The organism is Leekyejoonella antrihumi (assembly GCF_007845645.1).
Classification (GTDB): Bacteria; Actinomycetota; Actinomycetes; order Actinomycetales; family Dermatophilaceae; genus Leekyejoonella; species Leekyejoonella antrihumi.
Genome location: NZ_VCQV01000007.1, coordinates 90,007 through 105,360, shown reverse-complemented (window position 1 = coordinate 105,360; position 15,354 = coordinate 90,007). Strand labels below are relative to the sequence as shown.

General features: G+C 67.7%; 15 protein-coding genes. 1 reads left to right on the top strand and 14 read right to left on the bottom strand.

Annotated features, from left to right (window positions below):
- Positions 1-51 precede the first annotated feature (51 nt).
- Genes FGL98_RS07195 through FGL98_RS07170 form a run of 6 tightly spaced genes read right to left on the bottom strand, consistent with a single transcriptional unit; the run spans position 52 to position 7,734 of the window.
- Positions 52-813: an enoyl-CoA hydratase-related protein gene (locus FGL98_RS07195; RefSeq protein WP_146316053.1), complete on the bottom strand. Its 762-nt coding sequence runs from the start codon at positions 811-813 to the stop codon at positions 52-54.
- A 57-nt stretch (positions 814-870) separates the two neighbouring features.
- Positions 871-2,325, bottom strand: a complete 1,455-nt coding sequence (locus FGL98_RS07190; protein WP_222432046.1) for an MDR family MFS transporter — start codon at positions 2,323-2,325, stop codon at positions 871-873.
- Between the two features lie 55 nt (positions 2,326-2,380).
- Complete coding sequence (locus FGL98_RS07185) at positions 2,381-3,460, bottom strand: P1 family peptidase (RefSeq protein WP_146316052.1); 1,080 nt, start codon at positions 3,458-3,460, stop codon at positions 2,381-2,383.
- On the bottom strand, positions 3,435-5,318 hold the full coding sequence (locus tag FGL98_RS07180; protein ID WP_146316051.1) for an ABC transporter ATP-binding protein: 1,884 nt from the start codon (positions 5,316-5,318) through the stop codon (positions 3,435-3,437). The genes FGL98_RS07185 and FGL98_RS07180 overlap by 26 nt, the downstream gene beginning before the upstream one ends.
- Positions 5,319-5,332: 14 nt before the next feature.
- A complete protein-coding gene (locus tag FGL98_RS07175) occupies positions 5,333-6,130 on the bottom strand; it encodes an enoyl-CoA hydratase/isomerase family protein (RefSeq protein ID WP_246136415.1) in 798 nt (265 codons plus the stop codon).
- 5 nt (positions 6,131-6,135) lie between these two features.
- Positions 6,136-7,734: an ABC-F family ATP-binding cassette domain-containing protein gene (locus FGL98_RS07170; protein WP_146316050.1), complete on the bottom strand. Its 1,599-nt coding sequence runs from the start codon at positions 7,732-7,734 to the stop codon at positions 6,136-6,138.
- A 434-nt stretch (positions 7,735-8,168) separates the two neighbouring features.
- Between FGL98_RS07170 and FGL98_RS25305 the strand changes: the two genes are divergently transcribed.
- Complete coding sequence (locus FGL98_RS25305; protein WP_186526026.1) at positions 8,169-8,327, top strand: hypothetical protein; 159 nt, start codon at positions 8,169-8,171, stop codon at positions 8,325-8,327.
- A 259-nt stretch (positions 8,328-8,586) separates the two neighbouring features.
- On the opposite strand, the gene FGL98_RS07165 is transcribed toward FGL98_RS25305, so the two are convergent.
- The 8 genes from FGL98_RS07165 to FGL98_RS07130 are packed head-to-tail and all read right to left on the bottom strand — an operon-like array spanning position 8,587 to position 15,249.
- Positions 8,587-8,916 (bottom strand): metal-sulfur cluster assembly factor, encoded by a 330-nt coding sequence (locus FGL98_RS07165; protein ID WP_146316049.1) that lies wholly within the window; start codon positions 8,914-8,916, stop codon positions 8,587-8,589.
- On the bottom strand, positions 8,913-9,431 hold the full coding sequence (gene sufU / locus FGL98_RS07160; protein WP_146316048.1) for a Fe-S cluster assembly sulfur transfer protein SufU: 519 nt from the start codon (positions 9,429-9,431) through the stop codon (positions 8,913-8,915). Before sufU ends, FGL98_RS07165 begins: the two co-directional genes overlap by 4 nt.
- Positions 9,432-10,784, bottom strand: coding sequence for an aminotransferase class V-fold PLP-dependent enzyme (locus FGL98_RS07155; protein WP_146316153.1), 1,353 nt, complete (start codon positions 10,782-10,784; stop codon positions 9,432-9,434).
- Between the two features lie 11 nt (positions 10,785-10,795).
- Positions 10,796-11,554, bottom strand: coding sequence for a Fe-S cluster assembly ATPase SufC (gene sufC, locus FGL98_RS07150; RefSeq protein WP_146316047.1), 759 nt, complete (start codon positions 11,552-11,554; stop codon positions 10,796-10,798).
- A gap of 20 nt (positions 11,555-11,574) precedes the next feature.
- Positions 11,575-11,910, bottom strand: a complete 336-nt coding sequence (locus FGL98_RS07145; protein ID WP_146316046.1) for a non-heme iron oxygenase ferredoxin subunit — start codon at positions 11,908-11,910, stop codon at positions 11,575-11,577.
- Positions 11,907-13,109, bottom strand: a complete 1,203-nt coding sequence (gene sufD, locus FGL98_RS07140) for a Fe-S cluster assembly protein SufD (RefSeq protein WP_146316045.1) — start codon at positions 13,107-13,109, stop codon at positions 11,907-11,909. The genes FGL98_RS07145 and sufD overlap by 4 nt, the downstream gene beginning before the upstream one ends.
- Positions 13,109-14,527, bottom strand: a complete 1,419-nt coding sequence (sufB, locus tag FGL98_RS07135) for a Fe-S cluster assembly protein SufB (protein ID WP_146316044.1) — start codon at positions 14,525-14,527, stop codon at positions 13,109-13,111. The genes sufD and sufB overlap by 1 nt, the downstream gene beginning before the upstream one ends.
- Entirely contained in the window at positions 14,524-15,249 is a 726-nt protein-coding gene (locus FGL98_RS07130) for a helix-turn-helix transcriptional regulator (RefSeq protein ID WP_146316043.1), read from the bottom strand. The genes sufB and FGL98_RS07130 overlap by 4 nt, the downstream gene beginning before the upstream one ends.
- Between the last annotated feature and the right edge of the window lie 105 nt (positions 15,250-15,354).

Genomic DNA, 15,354 nt, shown 5'->3' with positions numbered 1-15,354 from the left:
CTACGGAGTCAACCACCCGCCCGCAGACCACGGCAAACACATTTCGGCCGGCTACTTCTTCGTGCGGTTCAAGAACGCCGTCATGGCGTCCTTGGCCGCCGGCGAGCCGAAGAGGGAGGCAGACAGCGCCGCGAGCTCGTCGCCGCGGGCGTCGATGTCGGCGAGGATCTCCCGGTTCAGCAGCTTCTTGGTGGCCTGCAGGCCCTGCAGTTTGCTCTTGCCCAGCTCACCGACGACCTGGTCGACGGCCGCGTCCAACCCGTCCGGCGCCACGACCTGCGTGACCAGACCCATCCGTGCCGCCTCCCGCGCATCGAACGTCTCACCGGTGAGGAAGGTCCGGGCGGCATCTCGGCTGGTCAGGCGGGGCAGGGTTGTCAGCGAGATCGCGGCGGGCGTCAGGGCGAGACGGGCCTCGGTGAAGGCAAACGTCACGGTGTCGGCGGCGATGACGATGTCGGCCGCACCCACCAGACCGAGGCCGCCCGCACGGACCGGGGCGTGCAGTCGCACCACGACGGGCTTGCCGGCCGCCACGATCTTGCGCTGCAGCGCGATGAGGGTGCGCGCGCCCTCCTCCATCCCCTGACTGGCCGCTTCGGACATGTCGGCCCCGGCGCAGAACGCCGGGCCTTCGGCGGCGAGCACGACGATCCGCACTGTGTCGTCCTCTTCGACGTGGTCGAGGTATGCCGTCAGCTCGGCAACCAGCTGCCGGCTCAGGGCGTTGCGGTTGCGCTGGCTGTCCAGCGTGATGGTGGCGACCCCACCGGCAGTGGTGCAGTGAACGAGCTCTGTCTCAGCGGTCGGCATGCTTCTCTCCCGGTCGAAGTCGGTTTGCAGCACGCACCACTGTGCCACCCGGCGCGGTCAGGCAGTCGGCTCGGTGTGGGGTTCGGCTGCTTGCTGCTTGGTCTGCGGTGTCTCGGCGCCGACACTCGGGAAGTGCCGCGGCACGACGACCACCAGAAGTACCGCGGTCACCACGGCCGCGAGCAGCAGTCCGACGAACACCGCGTGCGTGGCGGCGTTCATGGCGACGGCCTTCGTCGCGCCGTGCTGATCGCGCAGCACGGTGTTGCTGACCGCGCCGAAGACGGCTGCGCCAAGGCTCTGTCCGAGGAACCGGGCGAACATCGCTCCACCGGTGATCATCCCGCGCTGGTCCCAGCCGACCGTGTTCTGCAGGCCGACGAGCAGCGGCGAGACGATCAGCCCCATACCGGCGCCCATCAGCGCGCTGGCGATGACCGGGACCCAGACGGAGCTGTGCACGCCGAGTGTGGTGAACACGCAGCCGGAGGCTATGGCGAACACCGTGCCGATCAGTGCGGCGTTCCGGAATCCCACCCGCATGTACAGCCTGGCGGACAGGCCCGACGCGGTCGGCCAGGTCATGCTCATCACCGCGAGGACGAACCCGGCGGCGACGGCTCCGAGCCCGAGCACGGTCTGGCCCCAGTTGGGCAGATACACCGACAGGCCGATGACCATCAGACCGGCCGTGGCCGTCGCCGCATACGATCCGGCCGTCAGCCGTTTGGTCCACAGCCAGGTGGGAAGCATCGGTTCGGACGCGCGCTGCTCCACAAAGACCAGGGCCACGGCGGCGACCACGGCGACCGCCAGGGTCACCATCGTCGGCGCAGACGTCCAACCCCACGACGTGCTGCCCTGGAGCAGCGCAAGGATCAGTGCCCCGGCGGCGATCAGCACCAGTGCGGCACCGGCGTAGTCGATCCGATGTCGCGTCCGCTCGACCTTCTCGTGCAGGTCGCGAAGGATCAGCGTGAGCGCCAGCGCGCCAATGGGCAGGTTCACCAGGAAGATCCACCGCCAGGAGGTGTACTGCGCGAAGAACCCACCCAGGGCCGGGGCGACGACGGCGGCGATCCCCCAGACACTGGACAGGTATCCCTGGACCCGACCACGCTCCTGCACACTGTAGAGATCACCGGCGACCGTGTTGACCGTCGCACCGATCGAGCCCGCGCCGAGACCTTGCAGCGCCCGGAAGGCGATCAGCGCCGTCATGCTCCAGGACAACGCCGACAACAGCGAACCGATCAGGAAGACGACAACGCCGATGACCAGGATCGGTTTGCGGCCGTAGAGGTCCGCGAGCTTGCCATAGACCGGGATGGTCACGGTCTGGGCGAGCAGGTAGATCGAGAAGACCCAGCCGACCTGCGAGAACCCACCGAGGTCACCGGCCACCTGAGGGATCGCGGTCGCGACGATGGTGGTGTCCATGGCCACCAGTGCCATCGCGAGGATGAGCGCGACGAGCACAGGCGTCCGATGGTCGTGCCGCAGTCCTGCCACCAGACCAGATAACCACCTACCGAGGCCCACGTCGACAGCAGGGATGCCGGCGGACTCAGTCCGGGATGGCACCCGCCCGACGGCACGCTCGCAGCAGCTGCGCGTGTGACACCGCGGACCTGGTGTGCGCGTGATGACCGTGCGTCGTGGTGGCCATCGTCAGCGAGTTCAGCACGGCCTCCTCGACCGCCTCCTGAGCCGCGAAGAACGCCGGGTCGAGCGCGGCGTCAGGCAGGTTCTCCGAGGCGTTCACCGTCGAGAAGGCGATCCCATAGTCGCCGCTGCCCTGGGCGAAGTCCGAACCGATGCGGGCCAGTCCGAACACGGCCCGGGTCGCGACGCGACGCAGCTGACGAGAGTCCAGGCCCCGATCCACGGCGACGATGATCATGCACGAGTTGCCCTGCGGCTCCTCACCGTCGGCGCCATCTTCATAGTCCCTGGAGATCGGCACCCCGCGCACCCGCAATGTCCCACTGAAGTTGGACTGGACGAGCACACCGACGGTGCAGTCCCCCTGGCCATCAAGCGGCGCGACCCGTGATGCCGTGCCGATGCCGCCCTTGAACCCGAGCGCACCCGTGCCGGTTCCTGCACCGACACAGCCCTCCTGGACGTCGTCGGCGCTCGCGGATCCCAACGCGTCGATGACGTGGGCCTCGGTCACCGGACGACGACGGATGTCCGAGAGGAATCCGTCATTCGTCTCTCCCACTATCGGATTCAGCGTCTGCACGTCCTCGTTGCCTCGCATCGCGAGCACATACGAGACGAGCGCATCCGCCACCCGGAACGCGGACAGTGTGCCGGTCAGCAGGATCGGCGTCTCGATCGCGCCCAGCTCGGCCAGCTGGGTCGCACCGATCAGCTTGCCGAACCCGTTGCCGACGAAAAGTCCTGCTGGCAAACTGCCGCCGGCGCAATCCACCGCATCGGGCACGATCGCCGTCACGCCGGTATGCAGGGTGGTCCCGTCCCGGACGGTGGTGTGCCCCACCCGCACGCCGGCAACGTCGGTCAGCGCGTTGCGCGGTCCGGTCGGATACCGGCCGGTCGTGATGCCCAGGTCTCGCGCTCGCCGCGGTGTCTGCGGCGAGGGCTTCGCGGGGTTACTGCCCGATGCGAGTTTTGTCATCATGCTCCTGGAACTGGGTGCGGTACAGATCTGCATACAGGCCGCCGTCGGCCAGCAGCTTCGCGTGCGGCCCCTCCTCGACCACCTGACCATTCTGGATCACGAGGATCCGGTCGGCATCGCGAACCGTTGACAGCCGGTGCGCGATGACCACGGAGGTCCGCCCCTCGAGTGCCGTGTCGAGTGCTCGCTGGACGGCCACCTCGGACTCGCTGTCCAGGTGGGCGGTGGCCTCGTCGAGCACGACCAGTGACGGCGCCTTGAGCAGCAGGCGCGCGATGGACAGTCGCTGCTTCTCTCCGCCGGAAAGGCGATGGCCGCGGTCTCCGACGAGGGTGTCCAGGCCGTAGGGAAGCCGGGTGACCAGCTCCCACACCTGCGCAGCACGCAGCGCGTCCTCCAACTGCTGCTCGCTCGCATTCGGCTGCGCATACAACAGGTTCGCGCGGATGGTGTCGTGGAACATGTGCGCCTCCTGCGTCACCACACCAACGGTGTCTCGCAGCGAGTCCGGGTCGGCGTTGCGCAGGTCCACTCCGCCGACCCGGACGCATCCGGCGACGGGATCGTAGAGTCGCGAGAGCAGACCGGTGATCGTGGTCTTGCCGGCGCCCGAGGGCCCGACCAGTGCCACCATCTCCCCCGGTTGGACGGTGAAGCTGACGCCCCTTAGCACCGGCTCCCCTGCACCCGTGTCTCGTGTCGGCACAGTCTCCAAGGACTCCAACGACACCTCGGCAGCGGCCGGATACGAGTAGGTCACGTCCTCGACCTGCACACCGACCGGCCCGCTCGGCAGGGCCACCGGGTGCTCCGGCGCGCGTACCAACGGCTGCAGGTCGAGCACCTCGAAGACACGATCGAAGGAGACGAGCGCCGTCAGGACGTCGACTCTGACGTTCGACAGCGCCGTCAGGGGCGCGTAGAGCCGCGCGAGCAGCGCCGCCAGGGCCAGCAGCGTGCCGATGGTCAGCGTCCCGTGCGCGGCCATCACCCCACCGAACCCGTAGACGATGGCCGTCGCGATGGACGCGAGCAGGGTCAGTCCGACCAGGAAGATGCTGCGCTGCACGGCGATGCTGATGCCGATGTCGCGCACCCGCACGGCGCGCTGGGCGTACTCGTCGTCCTCCAGGTCGGGGCGGCCGAAGAGCTTGACCAACAAAGCTCCTGCGACATTGAAGCGCTCGGTCATGCGGGTGCCCAGGTCAGCGTTCTCGACCATCTGGTCTCGGGCGAGTCGGGCCAGGCGGCGCCCCATCAGTCGCGTCGGGATGAGGAAGAGCGGCACCAGCAGCAGCGCTGCAAGCGTCAGCTTCCAGGACAGCGTGGCCATGGCCGCCACGATGACGACCAGGCTCACGGCATTCGAGACGACGTTGGACATCACCGAGGTGAAGGCCTGCTGGGCACCGATCACGTCAGAGTTCAGCCGGGTCACCAGGGCGCCGGTCTGCGTGCGGGTGAAGAACGCGATGGGCTGACGCAGCACATGCGCGAAGACCTCGCGCCGCAGGTCGTAGATCAGCCCTTCCCCGAGCGTCGCCGACAGCCAGCGTTCGACCACCGTGAGGCCGGCGTCGAGGACGGCGACCACCCCGGCGAGCAGCGCCAACTCCACCACGAGAGCGGTGTCCTTGCCGATGACGCCCTTGTCGACGATCTCCTTGAGGATCAGCGGCGAGGCGACGACGAGCACGGCGTCGATCACCACCAGGACGAGGAAGACGACGATCGGTCGCCGGTAGGGCCCGGCATAGCCCAGGACCCGCCGGGCGGTCCCCTTGCGTAGCACGGCCTTCTTGACCGAGTCGTCGCGCGACATGGACCGCATGGTGTACCAGCCGCTCGCGCTCATTGCGTGCTCCCTTGTTATTCCGGTGCGTCTCGGAGCGCCTCAAGCATGTGCACGAAGGCGGTGCGCTCGAGGTACTGCTGCTGCTCCGGCGAGGCCGTTGTCGCTGAGCGCAACAACGAACTCACCACACGTATGCCGGAGGGCGAGTTCGCCAGCACGGCGTCGGCCAGGTCACGGCACGCCTCATCGAGCTCGCCCACCGGCACATGCAGCGCTGCCAGGCCGATCCGCGTCGCCTCCGGTCCCCCCACCTCGCGCCCCGTCGTGCAGATCTCCAGCGCACGACTGTAACCGACCAGATTCACCAGCATGTGGGTCCCACCGAGCACGGGCAGAACGCCCAGACCCGGCTGATGCATCCGCATACGGGTGTTCGTCGAGACGATGCGCAGGTCGCAGGCAAGGGCCAGCTGCAGGCCGACGCCGGTCGCCTCGCCCTGGACCGCGGCGATCGAGACGGCGTGCGTGCGCGACCAGATCGCGAACGCCTTCTGATACTCGAGGATCTCGTCGTTCACCGCGGTCGCCTGCGTGGCCGTGTGACCGGCGAGCTCGGGCAGGCCAGGCTCGGCACTGCGACCGGCCAGCCAGTCGCTGTCGATTCCGCGCGAGAAGTCGGGACCGTTCGCGCGAATGATGACGACACGGGTGTCGGGCCGCAGGTCGCGGCCGATCTCGGCCAGCCGCAGCCAGAGCGACGGCAGCTGCGCGTTGCCGGACGCTGCGTGGTCGAGCGTCAGGGTCAGGATCGGCCCCTCCTGACGCATTTCCAGGCGGGGATGCGGCCGGACCGGCAGGGGAACGGTGCTCACGACTCTCAGGCGAGCTCGACCAGGTCGGCATAGTCGGGGCTCCAGAGGTCCTCCACGCCATCGGGCAGCATCAGCACCCGTTCCGGCTCGAGGGCGTGCACGGCTCCCTCGTCGTGCGTCACGAGCACGACGGCGCCCTCATATCCCCGCAACGCTCCGAGGATCTCCGCACGGGAGGCCGGGTCGAGGTTGTTGGTGGGCTCGTCGAGCAGCAGCACGTTGGCCGCCGAGACCACCAGCAGCGCCAGGGACAGGCGGGTCTTCTCGCCACCGGACAGCACCGAGGCCGGCTTGTGGACGTCGTCACCGCTGAAGAGGAACGACCCCAGCACCTTGCGGGTCTCGGTCTCGTTGAGATCGGGGGCCGCCGACTTCATGTTTTCCAGCACGGTCCGCTCGACGTCGAGATTCTCGTGCTCCTGCGCGTAATAGCCCAGCTTCAGCCCGTGACCCTGCTGCACCTCGCCGGTGTCCGGGTCATCGACGCCGGAGAGGATCCGCAGCAGGGTGGTCTTGCCGGCACCGTTCAGGCCCAGCACGACAACCCGCGAGCCACGGTCGACGGCCAGATCGACATCGGTGAAGATCTCCAGAGATCCGTAGGACCGGGACAGCCCGGTCGCGGTCAGCGGCGTCTTGCCGCACGGGGACGGCTTGGGGAAGCGCAGCTTGGCCACCTTGTCCTGCTGCCGCTCGCCCTCCAGCCCCGCCAGCAGCCGCTCCGCACGCTTGGCCATGTTCTGCGCCGCGGTGGCCTTGGTGGCCTTGGCCCGCATCTTGTCGGCCTGGGTGAACAGCACGGAGGCCTTCTTCTCGGCGTTCTGCCGCTCCCGCTTTCGGCGCCGCTCGTCGGTCTCGCGCTGCTGCAGGTAGGTCTTCCAGCCCACGTTGTAGATGTCCAGCTCGGCGCGGTTGGCGTCCAGGTGGAAAACCCGTGTCACGACCGTGTCGAGCATCTCGACGTCGTGGCTGATGATGATCAGGCCGCCCTTGTAGCTCTTGAGATAGTCGCGCAGCCAGATGATCGAGTCGGCGTCGAGGTGGTTCGTCGGCTCGTCCAGCAGCAGGGTCTGCGCCCCGGAGAAGAGGATGCGGGTCAGCTCGACCCGTCGGCGCTGTCCACCGGACAGTGTCCGTAGCGGCTGATCGAGGATACGGGCGTCCAGACTGAGGCTGGAGGCGATCGACGCGGCCTCGGACTCCGCGGCATACCCTCCCTTGCTCGTGAACTCGGCCTCCAACCGGGAGTAGCGGCGCATCGCACGCTCCCGCAACTCGTCGTTCTCGTCGCCCATCGCGTGCTCGGCGGCGCGCAGCTCGCGGATCGTGTGGTCAAGTCCTCGCGCGGACAGGATGCGATCGCGGGCCAGCACCTCGAGGTCGCCGGTGCGAGGATCCTGCGGCAGGTAGCCCACGTCACCGGACGAGGTGACCGTCCCTGCGGCCGGCTGGCTGTGGCCGGCAAGCACCTTGGTCAAAGTGGTCTTGCCCGCACCGTTGCGACCGACGAGGCCCACCCGGTCACCGGGCGCAACCCGGAAGGTGAGGTCATCGACCAGGAGTCTCGCCCCCGCACGCAGCTCGATGCCTTGAGCGGTGATCACAGCGACTCTCCTCGGGGAACGGTGGTAGGTGGTGGCGGACATGACACGGACGTCCGACCCGCATGCCGCAGGCGAGACGTCCATGGTCTACGCCGCCAGTCTACGCGTCCGACACGGACCGCCGAAATCAATATGTGCTCAGCCCGCGCCGGGCAACAGACCCCAATCGGATTGCGCGGGATTCACGCTCGCATCTGCGCTCATCATCGAAGCGACGAGAAAGGGCCATGAACGGCTCGACGCGATCGCGTTCAGCAGCGTCTCTACGAGCGGTCCGGAGCAGATGTGGTGCCAGAAGAACGCCCCAAGAACGGTGACCAGTTACAACCGGGCGGGCAGCACGTGGTCCGGGATAGATCCTCTGGGGTTGCTACCCTCTTCGAGCTGCGCGGCAATTGTCAGCGGTTGACCAGCAGCCACCCTACGGTGACACGATGGCAATGGTGCGGGTACCTGCGCTCGAACGTACCCGGTTCGGACTCTCGTATGAGTTCGTGGGACCCCTCGTGTTCGCGTTGATGAGCACAATCGGCTTCCTGGTCGTGCGACCGCCGGTCGGCGACCTGATGGCCGCCTCAACCAGGACGAGATGATCGTCAGCGTCAACGGGCCCGCCACAGTTGCCCTGGGTCTGCACTGGTCGCCATTGCTCACCGTCACCGGGCCGCCCACAAGTGAACCTGCTGTCCTCACCCGTCATGGTGCGTGGACAACGCTCACCCTTCACAGCGCGGGCAGCTACCAACTGCACGGGCAGTGGCTCCCGGCCACGTAGCGCTGCATCGGCTCCGCTTGCGGCCCTCCCCACGAGGCCGTGCTCGGGGTCAAGGAAGCCCCACGCAGGCGGCAGATCTAGATGTTGAAACCCAGTGCGCGCAACTGGTCGCGACCGTCATCGGTGATCTTGTCGGGGCCCCACGGCGGCATCCAGACCCAGTTGATCCGGTGACTGGTCACCAGACCCTCCAGGGCCTGCGCGCACTGGTCCTCGATCACGTCGGTGAGCGGGCACGCGGCGCTCGTCAGCGTCATGTCGATGACGGCGTGCGCCTCGCTGTCCACGGTCACGCCGTAGATGAGGCCAAGGTCGACGACATTGATCCCGAGCTCGGGGTCAACGACATCGCGCAGCGCCTCTTCGACGTCCGCGACATTGGGTGGGGTTGTCGTGGTGTCGCTCATGCTGTCCTCCCGGACGATTCGGTGTTCTCCTGCGACGTTCTGTCGGTGGTCGGTGCACTTCCCGCTCGCACGGGAAGGTCGATCCCGGCACGCGCGAGTGCATCGGTGAAGGCGGTCCATGCCAACAGCGCACACTTCACGCGAGCGGGATACTTCGCTACTCCTGCAAACGCTACGCCGTCGCCGATCATTTCCTCGTCCCCGGCATCCGTGCCACGGCTGGTCAGCATCCCGCGCATGGCCTCGAAGGTCCGCAGCGCCTCGGCGACGCTGTGGCCGGTGACCTCCTCGGCGAGCACGGACGCCGCGGCGACGGAGATCGAGCACCCGATCGAGTCATACGACACGTCGCGCACGATCGCCGCTTCGCCGGATCCGTCAAGGCCCACGCGCAGGGTGACCTCGTCACCACAGCTGGTGTTGACCTGGTGGACCTCCGCATCGAAGGGCTCGCGAAGGCCGGCACCCACGGGATGTTTCGAGTGCTCGAGGATCAGCTCCTGGTACAAGTCCATCTACTCACCCCACGAAGTCTTCGCTCGTGCCTCGCTCAGTACTTCGCGAGGACCCCGAGACGGGGCTCCTGAGGTCGAGATGCCAAAGATCTGTGGCACCCGGTCCAGCGCCACCAGGAAGGCCTGCACCTCGTCCAGCGTGGTGTACGCCGCGAAGCTCGCCCGGGTCGACGCCACCACACCGAACGCGCGGTGCAGCGGAGCCGCGCAGTGGTGCCCGGTGCGCACCGCGACCCCGGAGTCGTCCAGCACCTGGCCGACGTCGTGCGGGTGCACCCCGTCGACGACGAAGGCCACTGCCCCGCAACGCTTCTGCGGGTCGAGAGGCCCAAGGACTCGCACCCATGGTCGTTCGGCGAGCCCGTCGAGCACGGCCGCCGTGATGCGCCGGTCGTGCTCCGCGACAGTCGTCATGTCGAGCGCCGTCAGGTAGTCGCAGGCCGCGCCGAGTCCGACCGCCTGCGCGGCGACCGGGACGCCGGCCTCGAACCGCTGCGGCGGAGCGGCATACGTCGAGCCCTCCATCCGGACAGTCTCGATCATCGAGCCGCCCGTGATGAACGGCGGCATCGCGGCAAGCAGCTCGGCCTGTCCCCACAGGACGCCGATGCCCAGCGGGCCGAGCATCTTGTGGCCGCTGAACGCCAGGAAGTCCACGCCGAGCTCGCGCACGTCCACCGGCAGGTGGGGCACGGACTGGCAGGCGTCCAGGACGGTCAGCGCGCCGACCTCCCGCGCCTTGGCCACCAACGCCGAGACGGGGTTGATGGTGCCCAGCACGTTGGAGACGTGGGTGAAGGCCAGCACCTTGGTGCGGGGCGTCACGATCGTGTCCAACGTCGCCAGATCCAGCTCACCGTCTGCGGTCAGGCCGAGCCAGCGCAGGGTGGCACCGGTTCGACGAGCCAGCTCCTGCCAGGGCAGCAGGTTGGCGTGGTGCTCCATCTCGGTCACGACGATCTCGTCGCCGGGGCCGATCTGCAGACGAGCCGCTACCGCGGGGTCGGCGCCGTCGACGGCGCCGGGGGCGCCCGCGTTGCCGAGCGCGTACGCGACGAGGTTCAGCGACTCGGTGGCGTTCTTGGTGAAGACCACCTCGTCGGGCGCGCCGCCGATGAAGGCGGCAACCTTCCCGCGAGCCTCCTCGAAGGCGTCGGTTGCCTCCTCTGCCAACTGGTGCGCGCCACGGTGCACGGCCGCATTGTGCTGCTCATAGAAGTCGCGCTCGGCGTCGAGGACCACCCGGGGCTTCTGCGAGGTGGCTCCCGAGTCGAGGTAGACCAGGGGGCGTCCGTCGCGGACGGTGCGGTGCAGCAGCGGGAAGTCCTCCCGCAGCCGTTCGACATCGAGCATCGGCACAGCGATCAGGCCTGCACCTTCAAGAAGCGGTCGTAGCCCTCTTCCTCGAGGCGGTCGGCCAGCTCGCGGCCACCCTCCTCGGCGACCCGGCCGTCGACGAAGACGTGCACGAAGTCCGGCTTGATGTAGCGCAGGATCCGCGTGTAGTGGGTGATCAGCAGGACGCCCACGTCGGTGGACTCCTTCGCCCGGTTGACACCCTCGGAGACGACGCGCAGCGCGTCGACGTCCAGGCCGGAGTCCGTCTCATCCAGGATGGCCATCTTCGGGTGCAGCAGTTCCATCTGCAGGATCTCGTGGCGCTTCTTCTCACCGCCGGAGAAGCCCTCGTTGACGTTGCGCTCGGCGAACTCGGCGTCCATCCGCAGGTTGCTCATCGCCACCTTGACGTCCTTGACCCAGTGGCGCAGCTTGGGCGCCTCGCCGTCGATGGCGGTCTTGGCCGTGCGCAGGAAGTTCGAGACGGTGACACCGGGCACCTCGACGGGGTACTGCATCGCGAGGAACAGTCCGGCGCGGGCGCGCTGGTCCACGGTCATAGCCAGCACGTTCTCACCGTCGAGGGTGACCGTGCCGCTGGTCACGGTGTACTTCGGGTGACCGGCGACGCTGTAGGCCAGCGTCGACTTGCCGGAGCCGTTCGGCCCCATAATGGCGTGCGTCTCCCCCGACTTCACGGTCAGGTTGACGCCCTTGAGGATCTCCTTGGTGCCGTTCTCGATCTCGACCGACACGTGCAGGTCGCGAATCTCCAGAGTTGTCATGTGTTCGTTCTTCCTTCAGGTCAGTTGGGAACGGCGACATAGACGTCGTCGCCGTCGATCTTCACCGGGTAGACGGCAACCGGCTCGGTGGCCGGCAGGCCGGTTGGCTCGCCGCTGCGCAGGTCGAACCGTGAGCCGTGCAGCCAGCACTCGATCGTGTGCCCGTCGATGTCTCCCTCAGACAGGGACACGTTGGCGTGCGAGCAGGTGTCGTCGATCGCGTGCACGTCACCGGCCGAGTCACGGGCGATGCAGACCCGCTTCCCGTTGATCTCGGCGCAGGCCGCGCCGACCTGCGGCAACTCGTCGAGCGTGCACACCCGCACGAACTCCTCGGTGCTGGTCTGCTCGCTCATTCGGTGGCCTGGGACAGCTCGATCTCGATGGCCTCCATCACGGCGTCGACCACTTCGGGCACCCGGATCTTGCTGACGACGTCGGCGAAGAACCCGCGCACGACCAGCCGACGGGCATCCCGCTCGGGGATGCCGCGAGCCTGCAGGTAGAACAGCTGCTCGTCGTCGAACCGTCCCGTCGAGGAGGCGTGCCCGGCACCGATGATCTCGCCGGTCTCGATCTCCAGGTTGGGCACCGAGTCGGCGCGGGCGCCATCGGTCAGCACCAGGTTGCGGTTCTGCTCGTAGGTCTCGATGCCTTCGGCCTCGGCACGGATGAGCACGTCGCCGACCCACACGGTGTGCGCGGACTGGCCCTGCAGCGCACCCTTGTACGTCACGTGCGAGGTGCAGTGCGGCGCGTTGTGGTCCACGAACGAGCGGTGCTCCAGGTGCTGACCGGCGTCCGCGAAGTAGACGCCGAGCAGCGTCGCGTCGCCGCCCGAGCCCGCGTAGCGGACGTTGGAGTTGATCCGCACAATGGCTCCACCGAGGGTGACGGCGATGTGCTTGTAGGTCGCGCTGTTCCCGACCAGCGCGTCGTGCTGGCCGAGATGGTTGGCGTCGTCGTCCCACTGCTGCAGCGTGACGACGGTCAGGTCGGCGCCGTCCCCGACGATGACCTCGAGGTTACCGGTGTGGTCCGCCGAGCCCTCGTGGGTGACGATGACCATCGCCTTGCTGTGATGCTTCGCCTCGATCACACAGTGCCCGTTGCTGCGTCGGCCGGCACCATGACCGGTGACGGTCAGGCGCACCGGCTCGGCCAGCTCCGCCTCGGCGGGAATCGTGAGATGAAGGGCCTTCTCGGTCTGAGCGGACGCCACCACCGCGGCGCGGTCGGCCGGCACCAGGGCGGTGCCGCGGGGGGCGTCGCCCGGCGCAAGGGTCGAGACGAGCACCTCGTCCGGCGCCTGCACGGTCACCGAGGCCGCCTCTGACCCGGTGCCGAGACCGTCGGTCGGGTGGTCGGTGAAGAGCCCGCTCAGCCGGTCGACGGGGGTGAAGCGCCAGTCCTCCTCGCGTCCGTGCGGGACGGGGAAGTCGGCGACGTCGAACGAGGTCTTGCGGGCGCCACGGGACACGTCGGGCACAGCAGCACCCGAGGCCAGTGACGACGGATCGGTATGTGTCGTGGCCTTGTCGGTCAACAGGGACATCAGCCGACGGCTCCTTCCATCTGCAGCTCGATGAGCCGGTTGAGTTCAAGTGCGTACTCCATGGGCAGCTCGCGCGCGATCGGCTCGACGAAGCCGCGCACGATCATCCCCATGGCCTCCTGCTCGGTCATGCCGCGGGACTGGAGGTAGAACAGCTGATCCGCGCTGACCTTCGAGACCGTTGCCTCGTGGCCCATCTGCACGTCGTCCTCGCGGACATCGACGTAGGGGTAGGTGTCACTGCGGCTGATCTGGTCCACGAGCAGCGCGTCGCAGACCACGCTCGACTTGGAGTGCTTGGCACCCTCGAGGATCTGCACCAGACCGCGATAGGACGAGCGTCCGCCACGACGCGCCACCGACTTGCTGACGATCGTCGAGCTGGTGTTGGGCGCGGCGTGCACCATCTTGGCACCGGCGTCCTGGTGCTGGTTCTCACCAGCGAACGCGATGGACAGCGTGTCCCCGCGGGCGTGATCACCAAGCAGATAGCAGGCGGGGTACTTCATCGTCACCTTGGAACCCATGTTGGCGTCGATCCACTCCATGGTGGCGCCCTCGGCGCAGGTCGCCCGCTGCGTCACCAGGTTGTAGACGTTGGTGGACCAGTTCTGGATCGTCGTGTAGCGCACTCGGGCGTTCTTCTTCACGACGATCTCCACCACCGCGGAGTGCAGCGAGTCGGAGCTGTAGACGGGCGCGGTGCAACCCTCGACGTAGTGGACGTAGGAGCCCTCGTCGGCGATGATCAGCGTGCGCTCGAACTGACCCATGTTCTCGGTGTTGATCCGGAAGTAGGCCTGCAGCGGGATCTCGACGTGCACACCCGGTGGCACATAGACGAACGAACCGCCTGACCACACCGCGGTGTTGAGCGACGCGAACTTGTTGTCACCGGGCGGGATCACGGAGCCGAAGTACTCTTTGAAGAGCTCAGGGTGCTCACGCAGGCCGGTGTCGGCGTCGGTGAAGATGACGCCCTGCTCCTCCAGGTCCTCGCGGATCTGGTGGTAGACGACCTCCGACTCGTACTGAGCGGTTACCCCACCGACCATCTGCTGCTTCTCGGCCTCCGGGATGCCCAGCTTGTCGTAGGTGTTGCGGATGTCCTCCGGCAGGTCATCCCACGAGGTGGCCTGCTTCTCGGTGGACTTCACGAAGTACTTGATGTTCTGGAAGTCGAGCTTGCTCAGGTCGGAGCCCCACGTGGGCATCGGCTTCTTCTCGAAGAGGCGCAGCGCCTTGAACCGGATCTTGGTCATCCACTCCGGTTCGGACTTCAGCGTCGAGATGTCGCGGACAACCTCCTCGGACAGGCCCCGTCGCGCGGTGGCGCCGGCGGCGTCACTGTCGGCCCAGCCGAACTCGTAGGCACCGAAGTCCTTGAGTCCCGGGTTGAGTTCTTCGATGGTGCTCATCGTGGATCCCTTTCTGACGTGGGCAGGTCTGCGGGTGGATCAATGGGCAATGCTGGCGTGGGGATGAAGGTCGTGCACACGTGGTCCCCGTGTGCCAGCGACGAGAGCCGCTGGACGTGCACCCCGAGGGTGCGCGAGAACATCTGGGCCTCCGCCTCACAGAACTGCGGAAACTCCATGGCGACGTGCTGCACCGGGCAATGTCCCTGACACAGCTGGACACCGGCCATCGGCATGTTGTCACCGACCGGCCTCGTCGAGGCGGCATACCCCTGCTGAGTCAACGCAACGGCGAGCGCGGCGGTGCGGTCCGCCAGAGGGCCGTCCGTGACCATCGCGGACTGCACTCGGCGACCGAGCCTACCGGCCTGCTGCTCGGCGAATGCGGCGACCGCATCCGGGCCGGCGCTGTCGCGCAGGAACCGCAGCACCGATGAGGCGAGCGCGTCGTAGTCACCGCGCAGGGTCGCGTGGCCCGCCTCGGACAGGACATAGGCCCGGGCCGGACGGCCCCGCTTGCGACCACCCGGGGTGGCGTGCTCCCGCTCCTCGAGCAGGTGTGCATCGAAGAGGCAGTCCAAGTGCCGGCGCACAGCGGCGGCCGTCAGGCCGAGCTGCTCGGCGAGCTCCGCGGCGGTGATCGGACCATCCTCGGACACGGTGCGGAGCACCCGGTCGCGAGTGCCCGCCTCCGCGTTCTCGGAGCCGGTCTGGAAAATCACAACACCAGTGTGACGTAATTCGGGCCCTGGATCTAGGCAGGCGACCCTTACCCGCTTGGTTCGCGCGCGGTCGGTGGCGCCGGGTCGGTCGTGGCCCCGATGATC